Source organism: Siccirubricoccus phaeus (assembly GCF_008360935.1).
GTDB classification, from domain to species: domain Bacteria; phylum Pseudomonadota; class Alphaproteobacteria; order Acetobacterales; family Acetobacteraceae; genus Siccirubricoccus; species Siccirubricoccus phaeus.
The window spans coordinates 63,260-79,153 of record NZ_SRXO01000018.1 but is presented as its reverse complement, the minus strand read 5'-3'; the positions used below and the strand labels follow the sequence as shown (position 1 = coordinate 79,153).

Here is a 15,894-nt window from a genome sequence, read left to right as displayed (position 1 = left end):
TCGCGGACGTCATGTCACCCCCGTAGCGTGCTTTGAAAAAAACAGCAACCTCTGGTGAGCGGAGCGCCGGGAGTGTCGGCAAGGCAGCACGCATAGGCCAACATGCCGTGCCGCAAACGGAATACAAAGTCGAAGGGCTGGTAAGTAGTCCCGCGACTCTTGCTTTACGTATTCAGCCGTCTTTCTTGTTTGCCTGGCTTTCGTCCTGGCGGCAGGGGGTGGCGAGGCGGGGAATTATGGCGGCAAGAAGGCAGGATGGCCGGCGCCGAAAAGGGGTGGCGGGCGCCTTCCCGGCGGCCCAGAGTGGGCCGATCGCCGCCGCTGGATCCTTCGCCATGCGCCGCATGCCTCGCCGCGCCCTCACCCTCGCCAGCCTGGCCCTTGCCCTGCCCGCGCAGGCCGCCGGCTATCCGGAGGCGCCGGTCACCCTGGTGGCGCCCTTCGCGGCGGGGGGCGCCGCGGATCTCGCCGCCCGCACCCTCGCCCGCTTCGCGCCCCGCCATTTGCCCAACCCCGCCGCCGCCATGCTGGTGGAGAACCGCCCCGGCGCCTCCGGCGCGCTGGGCACGCAATTCGTCGCCCGGGCGGCGCCGGACGGGCAGACCCTGCTGCTGGCGCGGGTTTCCGCCGCCGCCATCCTGCCGGCGCTGGATCCCCGCACCCCCTATGCCTGGGACGGGTTCAGCATGCTCGGCCTGCTGGATGAGAACCCCTTCGTGGTCTGCGTCCGCACCGATGCGCCCTGGGCGGATTTCGCCGCGCTGCTGACGGCGCTGCGGGAACAGCCGGGGCGGCTCAGCTTCGCCACCTCCGGGCCGGCGACCTTGCTCGACCTCGGCGTGCGGCACATCTTCGCGACCGCCGGGCTGCCGCTGGATGCCGGGGTCGCGAAGCCCTATCGCGGCGGCGGGGAGGCGGTGGCGGCGCTGGCGGCGGGGGAGGTGGAGTTCCTCGGCAATAACCTTTCCGACACGCTGAGGGCGATCCGCGCCGGGACGCTACGGGCGCTGGTGGTGGGGCTGCGGCGGGAACGCCATGTGGCGCTGCCCCAGGTGCCGAATGCGCGGGAGGTGGAGTTCGAGGCGCTGGCGGAGATCACCGGCTGGAGTGCGCTTTATGCCCCGGCTGGCCTGGCGCCTGCGGTGCAGCAGGCCTGGGTGGCGGCGCTGTCGGCGCTGCGCGGGGATGCCGGCTGGATGGCGGCGACCCGCGCCCTGGGCAGCTACCCCCGGCTGCTGGCGCCGGAGGAGACCCGCGATTATGTCCGCGCCCAGGTCGCGCTCTATCGCGATCTCGGCCGGCGGCTGGGGCTGATTTGAGATCCCCGTGGCGTCGCTGCGCGACGTCACGGGGCCCGGGAGGGGGCGCTGGACGACCGATGCCTCGCAAAGCCGGCCGCTTTAGGGCAACGGGCCGCGCGTCGGAGGCGCCGGGTTGTACGCCAGGCCTTCGTGAGTCCCTCGGGTCTCCGGGTGGGCGGCGTGGGTTGCGGCTTGCCAAGCCGGAAGGACCGCTTAGCCTGGACGCAAACGGAGACCTTCCCCATGGACGGAACCACCCAGATCGAGACGGGCAAGCACGCCGCCCTGGTGGCGCGCTACGGTGAGGCGGCGGTGCCGCCGGCCGGGCCCTGGAACGCCATCATCGCGCATCTGCTCAGCCACCGCTCCATCCGCGGCTACAAGCCGGACCCGCTGCCGGAGGGCACGCTGGAGACGCTGATCGCCGCGGCGCAATCCGCCGCTACCTCCTCCAATTTGCAGACCTGGTCCGTGGTGGTGGTGGACGATCCCGCCAAGCGCGCCGTGCTGGCCGAGGTGGCGGGCGGCCAGAAGCACATCCTGCAATGCCCGCTCTTCCTCGTCTTCCTCGCCGATACCTCGCGCAATGAGCGCCTCGGCATCGCGGCGGGGCATCCGCTGGAGGGGCTGCCCTTCCTCGAGACCTTCCTGGTCGCGGCCATCGACGCCGCGATGGCCGCGCAGAACGCCGTGGTGGCGGCGGAGGCGCTCGGCCTCGGCACCGTCTATATCGGCGCGCTGCGCAACGACGTGGTGCGGGTGGCGGAGACGCTGGGCCTGCCGCCGGGCGCCGTCGGCGTGTTCGGCCTCTGCGTCGGCTATGCGGCGCAGGAGGCGGAGATCAAGCCGCGCCTCGCCCAGGGCGCCATCGTGCACCGCGAGGTCTATGACGCCGCCAACGAGCCAGCGCATCGCGCCGCCTATGACGAGCTGCTCGGCGCCTATTCGAAGCGCAATGAGATGAGCGCGGATACCTGGACGCAGCGCGTCATCAGCCGTAACGGCACGGTGAAGTCGCTGCGCGGGCGCGACCTGCTGAAGAGCGCGCTGAACAGGCTGGGCTTCCCGCTGCGCTGATGCCTGCAAGGCCGCCGTGCATTTTCGCGCGGCGGCTGGGGCGTGCGGTGCGTCGGACGCCCGCCACGGCCGCGAACGGCAGCGGGCCATCCGGTCCGGAAGCAGCGCGGCCCGACCGGCGATGCACCGGCGTCGGGGCGGGCTGGCCGAAGCCTGCCTCGGCCTCGCCGCGGCAGGCTGTGGAGGCGAGGGCCGAAGAGCCATTCCGGTCTTCCTGCGAAGACGCGCGGCGACGTCGCGGGCATGATTTCGTGAAAGATCAGCGACCGTAATCGACACTGTACATGCCGCCGCCGCCGGGCACGAGGCGCGGCATACCGCCGCTCGCGGTCGGGCGCGTCATGCTGGTGTCATAGGTGATCTCCAGCATGCCGTTGACATTCTCCACCCGCACCACGCGGGCGGATCGGGTGGTGTCCTTGTCGGCGTCGAACATCAGCTCCGCCACCGTGCCGCTGTCGCCGATCATCACGTGGCGGATGACGGTGTTGCCGAGCCGGGCAACGGGAAGCTGCAGGCGCCCCCCAGGCTGCAGCGCCGCCGGCACTGCTTGGGCAAGGGCGGGCAGGGCGGCGAGCGACAGGGCGGCGGCGAGGATGCCGGCTTTGACCATGGTTCTCTCTCGTGTGCATGGGCCACGGAGGCTTTTCGTCGCCTGTCGCCGGGACGTTACGCGGCGCCTCGCCGGCAGGGCGGTCAGGCCGCTTCGGCCACCACCACGCGCCGCCGCGCCGGCATCGCGCCGACCGGGATCAGCTCGGAAAAATCCTTCACCGCTTCCATCATCGTCACCCCGGCAAAGCCCGGGCAGATGCGGCTGCCGAGCCTTTCCCACCCGCCGGCGCCACGCAGCAGCAGCCGGTTGTGGAAGGGCGGGACGAACAGCGCCGCCTCCCGCCGCGCCACGCGGAACATCTGCCGGCGCAGCAGCGCATCGAGCTGCACGGTGGAATAGGGGTGGCCATGGCCGAAGGGGGTGCGTTCCAGATGCGCCCAGAGGCCGAGGCGGTTGGGCGCCACCACCAGCAGCCGCCCGTCATCCTTCAGCACCCGCCAGGCTTCCCGCAGCAGGCGGCGGGAATTCTCCGCATGTTCCAGCCCATGCACCAGCAGGATGCGGTCGAAGGACAGGTCCGGGAAGGGCAGTGCATCCTCCGCCCCGACGGCGGTGGAGGAGGCGCTGCGGCGCGGCCAGCGCCAGCGGGGGAATTGTTCCGGCACCAGGGCTATGCAGCGCGCCGCTTCGGCTTTCCACAGCCGCAGGAAGGGGCTGGCATAGCCGAGCCCCAGCACGGCCCGGCCCGGCAGGGCGGGCCAGAGGGCGCGCAGCTTCTCCCGCAGCAGCCTGGCGGTCACCAGGCCCGCTGGGGTGGCGTAGAAATTCGCCAGGCCGTGGACCTCGTCGCGCATGCGGGGGATATAGGACGGACCGTGCCTGGTTTTCACTCTCCGGCCAGATTTTCCGGGGGGCGTGGCCGCGGCGCAGCACCATGTCCGGGCGGGCAGCCCGCCCGCGACGTCCCCTGGAGCGGGATGGATTGAGCTTCGCTCATCCATCCCGCTCCAGGGATTTGTTTGATCGCGTGATTCACGGTTGGGTTGAGCCAACCTCGACCGATCACGCCCTAGAGGAGAGAGCCCATGCCGGTTTCGGTTCAAGCCATCCCCTGCCTGTCCGACAATTACGCCTGGGCGTTGCAGGACGCCGCCACCGGCACCACCGCCATCTGCGACCCCGGGGAGGCCGGGCCGATCATTGCCGCGCTGGAGGCGATGGGCGGGCGCTGCGACCTGATCCTGCTGACCCACCACCATGGCGACCATGTCGGCGGGGTGGAGGAGGTGCGGGCGCGGTTCGGTGCCAGGGTGGTGGGGGCGAAGGCGGATGCGCACCGGCTGCCGAGGCTGGATGCGGCGCTGGCGCCAGGAGAGAAGGTGGTGGTGGGGGCGACGGAGGGCGTCGTCATCGACACGCCGGGCCATACGGTGGGGCATATCGCCTTCCACTTCCCGGAAGGGCATGTGCTGCTCTGCGGCGACACGCTGTTCTCGCTGGGCTGCGGCCGGTTGATCGAGGGGGATGCGGGGATGATGTTCCGCTCCCTCGCCGCGCTGTCGGCGCTGCCGGATGCGACGCTGGTGTGCTGCGGCCATGAATACACCGAGAGCAATGCGCGCTTCGCTCTGACGGTGGAGCCGGAGAATGCCGCGCTGGTGGCGCGGGCGGCGGAGGCGAAGGCGCAGCGCGCGGCGGGGAAATTCACCGTGCCGACGACGATGGCGGAGGAGAAGGCGACGAATCCCTTTGTCCGCGCGAAGGATGTGGCGCGGCTGGCGGAGATTCGCAGCGCGAAGGATAATTTCCGCTGATCGCGGTCGTCCGCGCTCGGCTCCTGGATGCCGCCTGTGGTGGCGGCCATCCGGCTGCTGATCCGGTCGGCACCGGCCGCGGCAGGGCGCGGTGAACCTCCGCGACCCTTCGCTGCCGGCGGAGGCGGTGATCGCGGCGCTTGGCCTGCAGCGGCATCCGGAGGGCGGGCATTACCGCGAGATCTGGCGGGAGACGCCGCCGGGCGGCGGGCGCGGGGCGGGGACGGCGATCTACTACCTGTTGGCGGCGGGCGAGCGCAGCCACTGGCACCGCGTGGATGCCGCGGAGGCCTGGCACTGGTATGGCGGCGCGGCGCTGGAATTGGCGCTTTCCGCGGATGGCGTCGCGGTGGAGCGGCGGCTGCTGGGCCCTGACCTCGGCGCGGGCCAGGCGCCCTTCGCGCTGGTGCCGGCCGGCGTCTGGCAGGCAGCACGGCCGCTTGGCGGCTGGGTGCTGGTGGGCTGCACCGTCAGCCCGGCCTTCGAATTCACCGGATTCGAGATGGCGCCGCCGGACCTCCTCCCGCTCGCGTAAGCGAAGGCGCTGACAGTGCCTTCGACGGCGGCGGGCTCCCCGCGAAGCTTGCTTCGCGGGGTGTCGGGCGAAGGCAACCATTGCCCGAGGCCACGGTGCTGCAAGCGAATCAAGGCCGGAGCCGCGCGTCACGCCGAAGGCGTGCTATTCGCACGAAGCGCGGTGCGGCGAAGCCGCAGCCGTGACTCGCTTGCAGCACCGTGGCTGGCGCGAGGGAAGCGCTCGACGCAGTCGAGCGCGCAGGGCGCCCGGACTGACGGCCAGGAGCGGTGCGGATGCCAGGCGTTGCGGTGCCTGGCCGCGGCAGAGGGTGTGCGGCGCTACAGCCCTGTGGCGGCGTGCCGATGCGTGCGCGCCTGCTCAACCCCGCCGGAGATTCCACAGGAACGGGTTCGGGCCTTGCAGCACGCCCGTCAGATCCGCGCGGAAGGCCGTGCGCAGGCGGAACAGGCCGGTGGGCGCGAAGGGCACGCTTTGCCATGCGGCCTCCTGCAACGCCGCCATCGCCGCCGCCTGCGCCGCCGGATCCGGCGCCGCGATCCAGCGCTGCACCGCCGCCTCGCTCGCCGCATCCGTGGGCCAGCCGAACCAGGCGGCCTCGCCATGGCCGCGGATGATGGGGCTGACCGCGGGGTTGGCGATGGCCGCCGCCGGGAAATTCGTGTTGTGCAGGTTCCACCCGCCCTGCGCGGGCGGCGCCTTGTTGGCGCGGCGGGCGATGGTCGTCGCCCAGTCGCTCTCCACCAGCTCGATATTCGCCCCGAGCCGGCGCATCAGGTCCGCGGTGACGCGGCCCTGCATCGTCACCGCGGGGAAATCCGTCGGGTTCACCAGCACGATGCGCTCGCCGCGATAGCCGGCATCACGCAGCGCCGCGCGGGCGCGCTCCATCGCCGCCTCGCCGCGCGGCGCCGGCGGGAACTCCTTCACCCCTGGCAACCCGCAGGGGAAGACGGCGTGGCATTCGCGCCAGTCATCCGGCAGAGCGACCGCGCTCATGTAATCCGCCTGCACCAGCACGTCGCGAATGGCGCGGCGCACAGCGACATCGTTGAAGGGCGGATGCAAATGGTTGAAGCGGAGGAAGCCGAGGAAGCCGTTCGGGTCATAGACCTGGGTGCGGAGGTTGCGGTCGCGCGCCAGCACCGGCACCAGATCCGGCAGCGGGTATTCGATCCAGTCGATCTCGCCGGTCTGCAGCGCGGCGGCGGCCGTGCCGCCATCCGGAATCCACACCAGCTCCAGCCGCTCGAAATGCACGCGCTTGCCGCCGGCGGCGGCCTCGGCGGGTTCGTCGCGCGGGACGTAATCCGGATTACGGGCATAGGCGGCGCGGCTGCCCTGGACGAATTCGCCAGGCAGGAAGCGCCAGGGGCCGCTGCCCACCATGCCCTCCACGCCGATCGGGCGGTCCGGCGGCGTGGTGGCGATGCGGGCCGGCATGATGAAGGCCGGGCTGGCGGCGGGCTTGGCCAGCGCGTCCAGCAGCGCCGGGAAGGGGCGGTGCAGGCGGATGACGACCACCCGGTCCTCCGGCGCCTGCCACTCCGCCACGGCGCGCGCCAATACCTGGCCGAAGCCGTCCCGCACTGCCCAGCGTTGCAGCGAGGCGATGCAGTCCTGCGCCGTCACCGCCGCGCCGTCGTGGAAGCGCAGCCCCTCGCGCAGCCTTATGGTCCAGGCGAGGCCATCGGCGGAAACCTCGTGCCCCGCGGCCATCTGCGGCCGCGGGCGAAGCTGCGCGTCGCAGCCATAGAGCGTGTCGAACACGCAGAAGCCATGGGTGGTGGCGATGGTGGTGGGGTTCAGGATGGGGTCCAGCACCGCCGGCGCCGCCTGCGGCATGAAGCGCAGGGTGCGGGCGCGGACGGATTGCGCAATGCCGGGCAGCGGCAGCAGGCTGGCGACGGCCAGCAGCGTGCGGCGGTGAAGCACCTCTCATCCTCCCCTTCGGGCGAAGGGGGCCGTTGCGCCGGCGCTCCGGCACCACGGTCACCATCCCTTCGCCGGTCCTAACCGGATCAGGTTCCACGGGTCGCGGCCTCGCCGCCTCTCAGCTCCGCACGGAGCTCCCCAGGTGTCCGTTGCGAGGATGAGCCGCCCCGGCGCGGCGCGCAAGTTTGCCGGCCGCCGCCGCACCGCCCATACTGGCGGCAACGCCAGCACCCGGCGGACGCCACCGCACGGGATACAGATCATGGACACAAACGCCGCGCCGCTGCTGCGCGCCCGCCCGCTCGGCCCCACCTTCGGCGCCGAGCTTTCCGGCCTGACCGTCAGCGGCGAGATCGGTGCGGCGGAGCTCGCCGCCTTCCGCGAGGCGCTGCACCGCTACGGCGTGGTGCTGATCCGCGGCGTGGCGAATGACCCGGCGGCGCAGGTGGCGTTCAGCCGCCGCCTCGGCCCGCTGGAGCACCATGCGGCGGCGAAGGCGGTGCATCCGCAGCACGCGGAGATCTTCTGCGTCGGCAATTACCGCGGCGAGGGCATCACCGCCAATTTCGCCCGCGGCGTGGAGCAATGGCATGCCGACAGCAGCTACCGCGAGGTGCCGAGCCTCGCCTCGCTGTTCTACGGCGCCATCTGCCCGCCGGAAGGGGGCGAGACCTGGTTCCTCGATGCCGTCGCCGCCTATGCGGAGCTGCCGGAGCGGCTGAAGGCCGAGCTGGAGGGCAAGATCGGCGTGCACGACCTCGGCACGCTGAGCGAGTGGAACCACCGCCACACGCCGGACCGGCTGCCGATGACGCAGGAGGCACGGCTGCGCTGGCCGCCGGTGCCGCATCCCCTGGTGAAGACCCATCCGGTGACGGGGAAGCGGACGCTGTTCATCTGCCCCGCCGTCATCAGCCATGTGGAGGGCATGTCGCCGGAAGCGGGCCGCGCGCTGATCGAGGAGGTGATGCAGCATGCGACGCAGGAGCGCTACATCTACCGCCACCAGTGGCAGGCGGGGGACCTGGTCGCCTGGGACAACCGCGCCACGCTGCACACGGCGAGCCTGTTCGACCACACGAAATATACCCGGCTGATGTTCCGGACGACGGTGGCGGGGGAGGCGGCCTAGGCCGGCGCATTCCCTCCCTCGCCGGGGGGGAGGGTCAGGGTGGGGGTGGTGGGCTCCGAAGCGCCTGTGCTTGCGGCGCCGTGCACCCCCGCCCCGCAGAGCGGAGGAAGGAGAATGCATAGCTCCCGCCGCAACGGACGCTGCCCGGTGCCCTGACGCGGCTTTGCCGCGTCAGGCTGTGCGAGGCGGTGGGCGGTCAGCGACTCCCGGGGTCCCCATGGCGTTGCGCAGCAACCTCATGGGGAATGAGGCACCCCCTTGCTCGTGCTGTACTCGAAATGCAGCGCCTCGCCCGGGAAGACGCGCGGGTGGATGGCATGCGCCGCCATCGCCGCCTCGGCGAAGCCCTGCAGGATCAGCTTCAGCTTCCCCGGATAGGTCGCGATGTCGCCCACCGCATGCACCCCGGGCAGGTTCGTCTCGCAGGTGGCGGGCGTGACGCCGATATGGCTGCGCTCCAGCCCCAGCCCCCATTCGGCGATCGGGCCGAGCTCCATGGAAAGTCCGTAGAAGGGCAGCAGGTAGTCGGCCGGCACCACCCTGGTGTCGCCCTTCAGCGTCGCCAGCGCCACGCCGGTCAGCGTCGCGCCGTCGCCTTCCAGCCCGTGGAGCTGGTAGGGGATGGCCATTTCCAGCTCGCCCCGCGCCGCCGCTTCGTCCAGCCTTGCGGCGCTTTCCGGGGCGGCGCGGAATTTCGGGCGGCGATGCACCACCGTCACCTTCGCCGCGATCTCCTTCAGGCTCAGCGCCCAATCCACCGCGCTGTCGCCGCCGCCGGCGATGACCACGCGCTTGCCGCGGAATTCCTCCCGCTTCGCCACCAGGTAGCGCACCGCGCCGCTCGCCTCGTACCCCGCCAGCCCATCCAGCGGCGGCCGGTTCGGCCCGAAGGCGCCGGCGCCGGCGGCGATGATGACGGCCTTGCACCGCACCACATCGCCGGCGGAGCTCCCCAGCTCCCAGCCGCCCTCCATCTGCCGCAGCCGCTCCACCCGCCGCCCCAGCAGGTAGAGCGGGGCGAAGGGTGCCGCCTGGGCTTCCAGCTTCTCGATCAGCTCGCCGCCTCCGATGGCCGGGTGGGCGGGGATGTCGTAGATCGGCTTCTCCGGATAGAGCGCGGTGCATTGCCCGCCGATCGCGTCCAGCGCGTCGATCACCACGCTGCGCATGCGCAGCATCCCGCATTCGAACACCGCGAACAGCCCGACCGGGCCGGCCCCGATGATCGCCACATCCGTCTCGACCGTCACGCCGGAGGCGCCGAGGCCGGGCAATTCCGCCATCTCTCGCAATCCCTGATCCGGGGGCCTGCATCTAGCCCCTGCGGCGCTCCGGACCAAGGGCGGGCCGGCCCGGGCTTGCGGCCGCCGCGGCGGGCTGTGCAAATGGCTGCGTGTCCAACCGATCGTTTCGCCACCCGCCCCGCCACGGCCCGAGGATTCCCGCCGCCCCCATGGCCCCCCCGATCACGGTGACGCTGCCGGACCTCGCCGCCACCGCCGCCCTGGCCGCCCGCCTGGCCCCGGCGGCGCGGCCGGGCGATGCGCTGCTGCTGGCAGGCCCGCTCGGCGCCGGGAAAAGCGCCTTCGCCCGCGCCTTCCTGCGCGCCGCCGCTGGCGACCCGGCGCTGGAAGTGCCTTCCCCTAGCTTCACCCTGGTGCAGAGCTACGACCTGCCCGGCGGGGTCCCGGCGCATCATTTCGACCTCTACCGCCTCGCCGGCCCTGCCGAGGTGCCGGAGCTGGGCTGGGAGGAAGCGCGGGAGGGCATCGTGCTGGTGGAATGGCCGGAGCGGCTGGGGGAGCTGGCCCCGGCGGAGGCGCTGCGCATCACGCTTTCGCCCGGCGCGGCGGAGGCGGCCCGCATCGCCCGGCTGGAAGGCTGGCCGGACCGGCTGCCCGCCCTGCTGGCCGGGTTGCCGGTTGGGCTCCCGGGCGCATGAGGCACCCGGACCCTTTCCTCGCCGCCCATGGCTATGCGGCGGCGGAGCGCGAGGCGCTGCCGGCCGATGCCAGCCTGCGCCGCTACACCCGCCTGCTGGGCGGCCCCCGCCCCGCCCTGCTGATGGATGCCCCGCCGCCCGAGGATGTCCGCCCCTTCGCCCTGCTCGCCCGGCACCTGCTGGCGGCCGGCCTCTCCGTCCCCGCCATCCTGGCCGAGGACGAGAAGGCCGGCTTCCTGCTGATCGAGGATTTCGGCGAGGCCAACCATGCCTCCCTGCTGGACCAGGGCGCCAACCCCCTGCCGCTCTACGAGGAAGCCGCCGAGGCGCTGGCGGCGCTGCATGGCGTGGCGCCGCCCCCGGGCCTGCCTTCTTGGGATTCGGCGGCGATGTCCCGCGCCACCGCCGCCACCTTCCTCGACTGGTGGTGGCCGGCCGCCTTCGGCCGCGCCGCGCCCGAGCAGGTGCGGGTGGAGCTGGACGCGGCGCTCGGCGCCATGCTGGCGCCCTTCGCCGGCGCGCGGGGCTTCGTCCACCGGGATTATTTCCCCGCCAACCTCATGCGGCTGACTGATCGGCAGGGGCCCCGCCGCACCGGCATCCTGGACTTCCAGGATGCCGCGCTGGGCCACCCGGCCTACGACCTGGTCTCGCTGGCGGAGGATGCCCGGCGGGTGGTGGCGCCGGAGGTGCGGCGGGCGGCGATCGCCCGCTATTTCGCGGCGCGGCCGGGGCTGGACCGGGGGGAATTCCTCGGCGCCATGGCGGCGCATGGGGCGCAGCGGCATCTGCGGGTGGCGGCGCTCTGGGTGCGGCTGGCGGTGCGCGACGGCAAGCCGGGCTATCTGCGCTACGGGCCGCTGTGCTGGGGGCTGCTGGCGCGCTCCCTCTCCCAGCCCGCTTGCGCACCCTTGCGGGAATTCCTCGACCGTCACGTGCCGGAGGAGATGCGGCGCAACCCGCCGCCGGAGCTGGGCTGAGGCGGATCGGCGCCGTTGCCGGCGCCCGGCAAGGCGACGGCCGCCCGACGGATCGCGCGAGGCCGGGCCGCCCGCCGGCCTGCCGCGCCTTGAACCGGAGGGAGGGGCCAGGCGCGTCGCGCTGAGCAGGGAAGCCGACCCGGCCCGATCGATGCCGTGCGGCGCCGGGTCGGCTGCCAGCCTGCCCTGCAGCGAACCCAGGTAGGGAGGGGCTGGCGCGCCCGGCGCCGGCCGACCCCGGCCCGGTCGGTGCCATTGCCGGGCCGCCCGCCTGCCTGCCTCCCGTGACCTCGGGCGAGGTGGGGCCGGGCGCCCGGGGCTGGGCAGGATGCCGATTCCCCGAGCGCTCGGTCCGGGCCGTCCCCGGCCTGCCCTGTCGGGAATCGAGCTGGGCTGGGTGCGCCCGGTGCCGGGCAGGGAAGCCGACTCCGACCGGGTCGATGCCGTGCGGCGCCGAGCCGGCCCGTCCCCGACCATCGAGCCCCGTCGCCGTCCGGCGATATCGCTCCCGCCGCCGGCGCTGGCCCGGTTCCCGTGCGGCGGCGGCTGCTCTAGGGTGCGGCCCGGCCATCCCGCCCCCCCTCGGCGGGACGGGCCGGCCTCCCCCGTTCCCTCGCCCCTGACTTCCGGAGCGCGCCCCCCTGACCACCCCGACCCATGCCATGGTGCTCGCCGCCGGCCTTGGCCAGCGGATGCGGCCGCTTACCGAGACCACGGCCAAGCCGCTGCTCACGCTTCAGGGGCGCAGCCTGCTGGACCAGGCGCTGGACCGGCTGGAGGCGCAGGGCGTCACCCATGCCGTGGTCAACGCCCATTGGCGGGCGGAGAAGGTCGCCGCCGCCGTCGCCACCCGCAGCGCCCCCGCCATCACCTTGCAGCGGGAGGAGGCGTTGCTGGAGACCGGCGGCGGCGTGGCCCGCGCCCTCCCCCTGCTGGGTGCCGAACCCTTCTTCGTGGTGAATGGCGACAGCTTCTGGCTGGACGGCCCCACCCCTGCTTTGGCCCGACTCGCCGCCGGCTTCGACCCGGCGCGGATGGATGCGCTGCTGCTGCTGGTCCGCGCCGCCCAGGTGGAGGGCGAGATCGGCCGCGGCGATTTCCTGATGGACCCGCTCGGCCGGCTGCGGCGGCCGAAGGAGCGGGAGCTGGCGCCCTATGTCTTCGCGGGCGTGCAGATCCTGGCCCCCGCCCTGTTGGCCGGTGCGCCGGAGGGTCCCTTCAGCCTCAACCTTCTCTACGACCGCGCCATCGAGGCCGGGCGGCTCTACGGCCTGGTGCATGACGGCGTCTGGTTCCACCTCTCGACACCCGCCGATCTGGACCGGGCCGAGGCGGCGCTGCATGCCGGGCTGGCGAAGGCGCTGTTCTGACATCCCCATGACGTCGCCCCCATGACGTCGCCGCGCGCCGTCACGGGGCCGGAGTCGTGCCTGGACGGCGCCGCGCATGGCAGCCGCGGCAAGGGCAGGGCAACAGGCGGCGACATCCCGTCCGGCGCGCTCTAGAATGGCCGCGATGCGCCTGTTCGATATCCCCGCGCACCTGCCTTTCCTCGACTGCCTGGCGGAAGGCGTGCTGCGCGCCATGCCCGGCGAGGCGCCGGAGCGCCTCTCCCGCGTCACCATCCTGCTGCCGACTCGGCGTTCCGCCCGGGCGCTGCGGGTGGCTTTCCTCCGCGCCGCCGTCGCGCCGGAGGCGCGCGGGGCCTTTTCCGGCCAGGCCCTGCTGCTGCCGCGCATGCGGGCGCTGGCGGGGCTTTCCACCGAGGATGCGGACGAGCTGGCGCTGCCCGCTTTGCTCGACCTGCCGCCGGCGGTGGAGCCGTTGCGCCGCCAGGCCGTGCTGGCGGGCTTCGTCATGCGCCTGCCGCGCGACCGCGGCGGGCCGACCTCGCCGGAGCAGGCCTGGTCCCTGGCCGGGGCGCTGGCCACCCTGTTCGACGAGATCGCGCTGGAGGAGCGCGACCTGGCCCTGCTGGCGGAAAGCGCCCCCGAGGCGCTGAACGAGCATTGGCTGGAGCGCCTGGCGAAGCTGGTGCCGGAAACCCATGCGGCGCATTGGCAGATCACCCTCGCCTTCCTCCGCGGCGTCATGGCGGCGTGGCAGCATTGGCTGGAGACGGAGGGCTTGCTCGATATCGGCATGCGCCGCGCCCAGGCGCTCAGGGTGCAGACCCTGGCCTGGCAGCAGGACCCGCCGCCCGATCCGGTGATCGCTGCCGGCATCGGCGTCGGCGGCACCATCCCGGCCGCCGAGGCGCTGCTGAAGGTGATCGCCCGGGATCTGCCGCAGGGCGCGGTGGTGCTGCACGGGGTGGATCAGGATTCGGCCGATCAGGTCTGGGACGCCATCGCCGAGGCGCCGACCCATGCCTATTGCGGCCAGCAAAGGCTGCTCCGGGCGCTGGGCGCGATGCGGGAGGATGTGCGGCGCTGGCCGGGCTGCGACCACGCCGCGCCGGGCGTGCCGGCGGAACGCCCCGCCTTGCTCGGCATGGCGCTGCGCCCGGCGGCCGGCCTGCCCGCCTGGCAATCCCGCCGGCCGGATCGCTGGCGGGCGGCGATGCAGGGGCTGACGCAGCTCGTCGCGCCGGAGGCGCAGACCGAGGCGGTCGCCATCGCCCTGACTCTGCGTGAGGCGCTGGAGGACCCGAAGGCCAGGGCGGCGCTGGTGACGCCGGACCGCGACCTGGCGCGGCGCGTCACCGCGGAACTCGCCCGGCATGGGGTGACGGCCGATGATTCCGCCGGCGAGCCCCTGGCCCAGACCCCCGCCGGCGCCTTCCTCCGCCTGCTGGCGGAGGCGGTGGCCAGCGATTTCGCGCCGGTGCCGCTGCTCTCCCTGCTGAAGCACCCGCTTTGCGCCGGCGGCTGGTCGCGCGGCCGCTGGGTGGGGGCGGTGCGGCGGCTGGAGCGCGCGGCGCTGCGGGGCGCCCGGCCGGCGCCGGGCCTCGCCGGGCTGCGCGCCGCCGCCGCGTCCGGCTTCGCCGGGCGGGACCGGGAGGAGGCGGGGCTGGCCGAGGTGACGGCGCTGCTCGATGCGGTGGAGACGGCGCTCGGCGCCTTCACCGCCCTGCCGGAGGGCGTGGCCAGGCCCCCCGCCGAGCTGCTGGCCGCCCATCTCGCCGCCGCCGAGGCGCTGGCGGCGAGCGAGGACCGCGCCGGCGGCCTCCGCCTCTATGCGGGGGAGGAGGGGGAGGCGCTGGCCTCCCACCTCGCCGCCCTGGCGCCGGCCATGGCGGCGCTGCCGCCGCTTTCGCCTGCGTCCTGGCCGGCCCTGTTCGACGCCACCATGGACGGCGCCGCGGCCCCCTCCATCCGCGGCTCCCGCGGGCGCGACCATGGGCCGCATCCACGCGTAGAGATCCTCGGCCTGCTGGAAGCCCGGCTGCTGAATTTCGACCTGGTCGTGCTGGGGGCGCTGGACGAGACGATCTGGCCCCTGGCGACCGATCCCGGCCCCTGGATGAGCCGCCCGATGCGCCGGGATTTCGGCCTGCCGGAGCCGGAGGCGCGGATCGGCCGGGTCTGCGCCGATTTCCTGCTGGCCGCCTGCGCGGCACCGCGGGCGGTGCTCTCCCGCGCCGCGCGGCGGGGCGGGGCACCCACCGTGCCGGCGCGCTGGCTGACGCGGATCGAGACCTTCCTCGACGGCCAAGGCGGGCTGAAGCTGGCGGCGAGCCCGGCCCTCGGCTGGGCGGCGCGGCTGGATCGGGCGGAGCTTGTAACGCCCTGCGTCCGGCCCTCGCCCCGCCCCGCTTTGGCGCAGCGGCCGACGCGGCTTTCGGTGACCGAGGTGGAGACGCTGATCGCCGACCCCTACGCCTTCTACGCCCGGCGGGTGCTGCGCCTCTCGCCGCTGGACCCGCTGGATGCGGAGGCGGGGGTGCTGGATTACGGCAACCTCGTGCACGCGGCGCTGGCCGGCTTCGTCCGGCGGCTTTCCGCCCAGCCCTGGCCCGGGGCGGATGCGGCGAGCGCGATCTGGGAGGAAGCGGCCGCGCTGGCGCTGGCAGAGGCGGCGCCGCGCCCCGGCCTCGCCGCCTTCTGGAAGCCGCGGCTGGCGCGGATCGGCGCCTTCGCGGTGGAGCAGGAGGCGGCGCTCAGGGCCAATGCGGCGCCGCTGCGAAGCCTGGTGGAGTTGCGCGGGGAGCTGAAGCTCGGCTCGGCGGCGCGGGAGGTGGTGCTGACCGCGCATGCCGACCGGATCGACCTGGGCCCCAAGGGCCTGCGCATCCTGGACTACAAGACGGGAAAGCCGCCGACCACGCCCGAGGTGGAGGATGGCCGCAAGCCGCAGCTCACCCTGGAGGCGGCCATGGCCGCCGCTGGCGGCTTCCGCGACCTGCCGGCGGGGGATGCGGCGGAGCTGGTCTATTGGCGCGTCTCCGGCGGGCCGGTGCCGGGGGAGGTGAAGCTGGCGGTGGCCGGGCCGACGGAGATCGCCGCGCTGGCGGCGGAGGCGGAGGCGCGGCTGCGCGAGCTGGTGGCGGAGTTCCTGCTGGGCGACCGGCCCTTCACCGCGAGGCCGCATCCGAAGCGCCAGCCGGCGGGGACGGAATACGACCACCTCTCCCGCCTCGGCGAATGGGCGGCGGCGGAGGAGGGGGCGTGAGGCGGGCG

13 protein-coding genes and 1 riboswitch are annotated in these 15,894 nt (G+C 73.5%); of the genes, 9 read left to right on the top strand and 4 right to left on the bottom strand.

Annotation, left to right across the window (positions count from 1 at the left end; translation table 11 throughout):
* The first annotated feature begins 335 nt into the window (after positions 1–335).
* Entirely contained in the window at positions 336–1,319 is a 984-nt protein-coding gene (locus tag E5N76_RS21855; RefSeq protein ID WP_149539448.1) for a Bug family tripartite tricarboxylate transporter substrate binding protein, read from the top strand.
* A 225-nt stretch (positions 1,320–1,544) separates the two neighbouring features.
* On the top strand, positions 1,545–2,378 hold the full coding sequence (locus E5N76_RS21850) for an NADPH-dependent oxidoreductase (RefSeq protein ID WP_149539447.1): 834 nt from the start codon (positions 1,545–1,547) through the stop codon (positions 2,376–2,378).
* A gap of 259 nt (positions 2,379–2,637) precedes the next feature.
* Here the strand turns inward: E5N76_RS21850 and E5N76_RS21845 are convergent, their stop codons facing one another.
* Together E5N76_RS21845 and E5N76_RS21840 are read right to left on the bottom strand one after the other, a co-directional pair.
* A complete protein-coding gene (locus tag E5N76_RS21845) occupies positions 2,638–2,991 on the bottom strand; it encodes a hypothetical protein (protein WP_149539446.1) in 354 nt (117 codons plus the stop codon).
* Positions 2,992–3,074: 83 nt separating this feature from the next.
* Complete coding sequence (locus E5N76_RS21840) at positions 3,075–3,788, bottom strand: class I SAM-dependent methyltransferase (protein ID WP_149539445.1); 714 nt, start codon at positions 3,786–3,788, stop codon at positions 3,075–3,077.
* A 231-nt stretch (positions 3,789–4,019) separates the two neighbouring features.
* Between E5N76_RS21840 and gloB the strand changes: the two genes are divergently transcribed.
* A complete protein-coding gene (gloB, locus tag E5N76_RS21835) occupies positions 4,020–4,748 on the top strand; it encodes a hydroxyacylglutathione hydrolase (RefSeq protein WP_149539444.1) in 729 nt (242 codons plus the stop codon).
* Positions 4,749–4,839: 91 nt separating this feature from the next.
* Positions 4,840–5,283 carry a cupin domain-containing protein gene (locus tag E5N76_RS21830; protein WP_149539443.1) on the top strand — a complete coding sequence of 148 codons (444 nt, stop codon included), beginning with the start codon at positions 4,840–4,842 and terminating at the stop codon, positions 5,281–5,283.
* Between the two features lie 360 nt (positions 5,284–5,643).
* Here the strand turns inward: E5N76_RS21830 and E5N76_RS21825 are convergent, their stop codons facing one another.
* A complete protein-coding gene (locus E5N76_RS21825; protein WP_149539442.1) occupies positions 5,644–7,218 on the bottom strand; it encodes an ABC transporter substrate-binding protein in 1,575 nt (524 codons plus the stop codon).
* A gap of 45 nt (positions 7,219–7,263) precedes the next feature.
* A riboswitch (TPP riboswitch) is annotated at positions 7,264–7,369 on the bottom strand.
* A 111-nt stretch (positions 7,370–7,480) separates the two neighbouring features.
* On the opposite strand from E5N76_RS21825, the gene E5N76_RS21820 reads away from it, so the two are divergent.
* Positions 7,481–8,350, top strand: coding sequence for a TauD/TfdA dioxygenase family protein (locus E5N76_RS21820; protein WP_187830320.1), 870 nt, complete (start codon positions 7,481–7,483; stop codon positions 8,348–8,350).
* 236 nt (positions 8,351–8,586) lie between these two features.
* Here the strand turns inward: E5N76_RS21820 and E5N76_RS21815 are convergent, their stop codons facing one another.
* The gene (locus E5N76_RS21815; RefSeq protein ID WP_149539440.1) at positions 8,587–9,633 is read right to left on the bottom strand and encodes an NAD(P)/FAD-dependent oxidoreductase; all 1,047 of its coding nucleotides are present in this window, start codon (positions 9,631–9,633) and stop codon (positions 8,587–8,589) included.
* Positions 9,634–9,803: 170 nt separating this feature from the next.
* Between E5N76_RS21815 and tsaE the strand changes: the two genes are divergently transcribed.
* From tsaE to addB, 4 genes are all read left to right on the top strand, one after another.
* A complete protein-coding gene (gene tsaE, locus E5N76_RS21810; protein ID WP_149539439.1) occupies positions 9,804–10,292 on the top strand; it encodes a tRNA (adenosine(37)-N6)-threonylcarbamoyltransferase complex ATPase subunit type 1 TsaE in 489 nt (162 codons plus the stop codon).
* Positions 10,289–11,272: an aminoglycoside phosphotransferase family protein gene (locus E5N76_RS21805; protein WP_149539438.1), complete on the top strand. Its 984-nt coding sequence runs from the start codon at positions 10,289–10,291 to the stop codon at positions 11,270–11,272. Before tsaE ends, E5N76_RS21805 begins: the two co-directional genes overlap by 4 nt.
* Positions 11,273–11,934: 662 nt before the next feature.
* Positions 11,935–12,642 carry a nucleotidyltransferase family protein gene (locus E5N76_RS21800; RefSeq protein WP_149539437.1) on the top strand — a complete coding sequence of 236 codons (708 nt, stop codon included), beginning with the start codon at positions 11,935–11,937 and terminating at the stop codon, positions 12,640–12,642.
* A 145-nt stretch (positions 12,643–12,787) separates the two neighbouring features.
* Positions 12,788–15,886, top strand: coding sequence for a double-strand break repair protein AddB (gene addB, locus E5N76_RS21795; protein ID WP_149539436.1), 3,099 nt, complete (start codon positions 12,788–12,790; stop codon positions 15,884–15,886).
* Positions 15,887–15,894 lie beyond the last annotated feature (8 nt).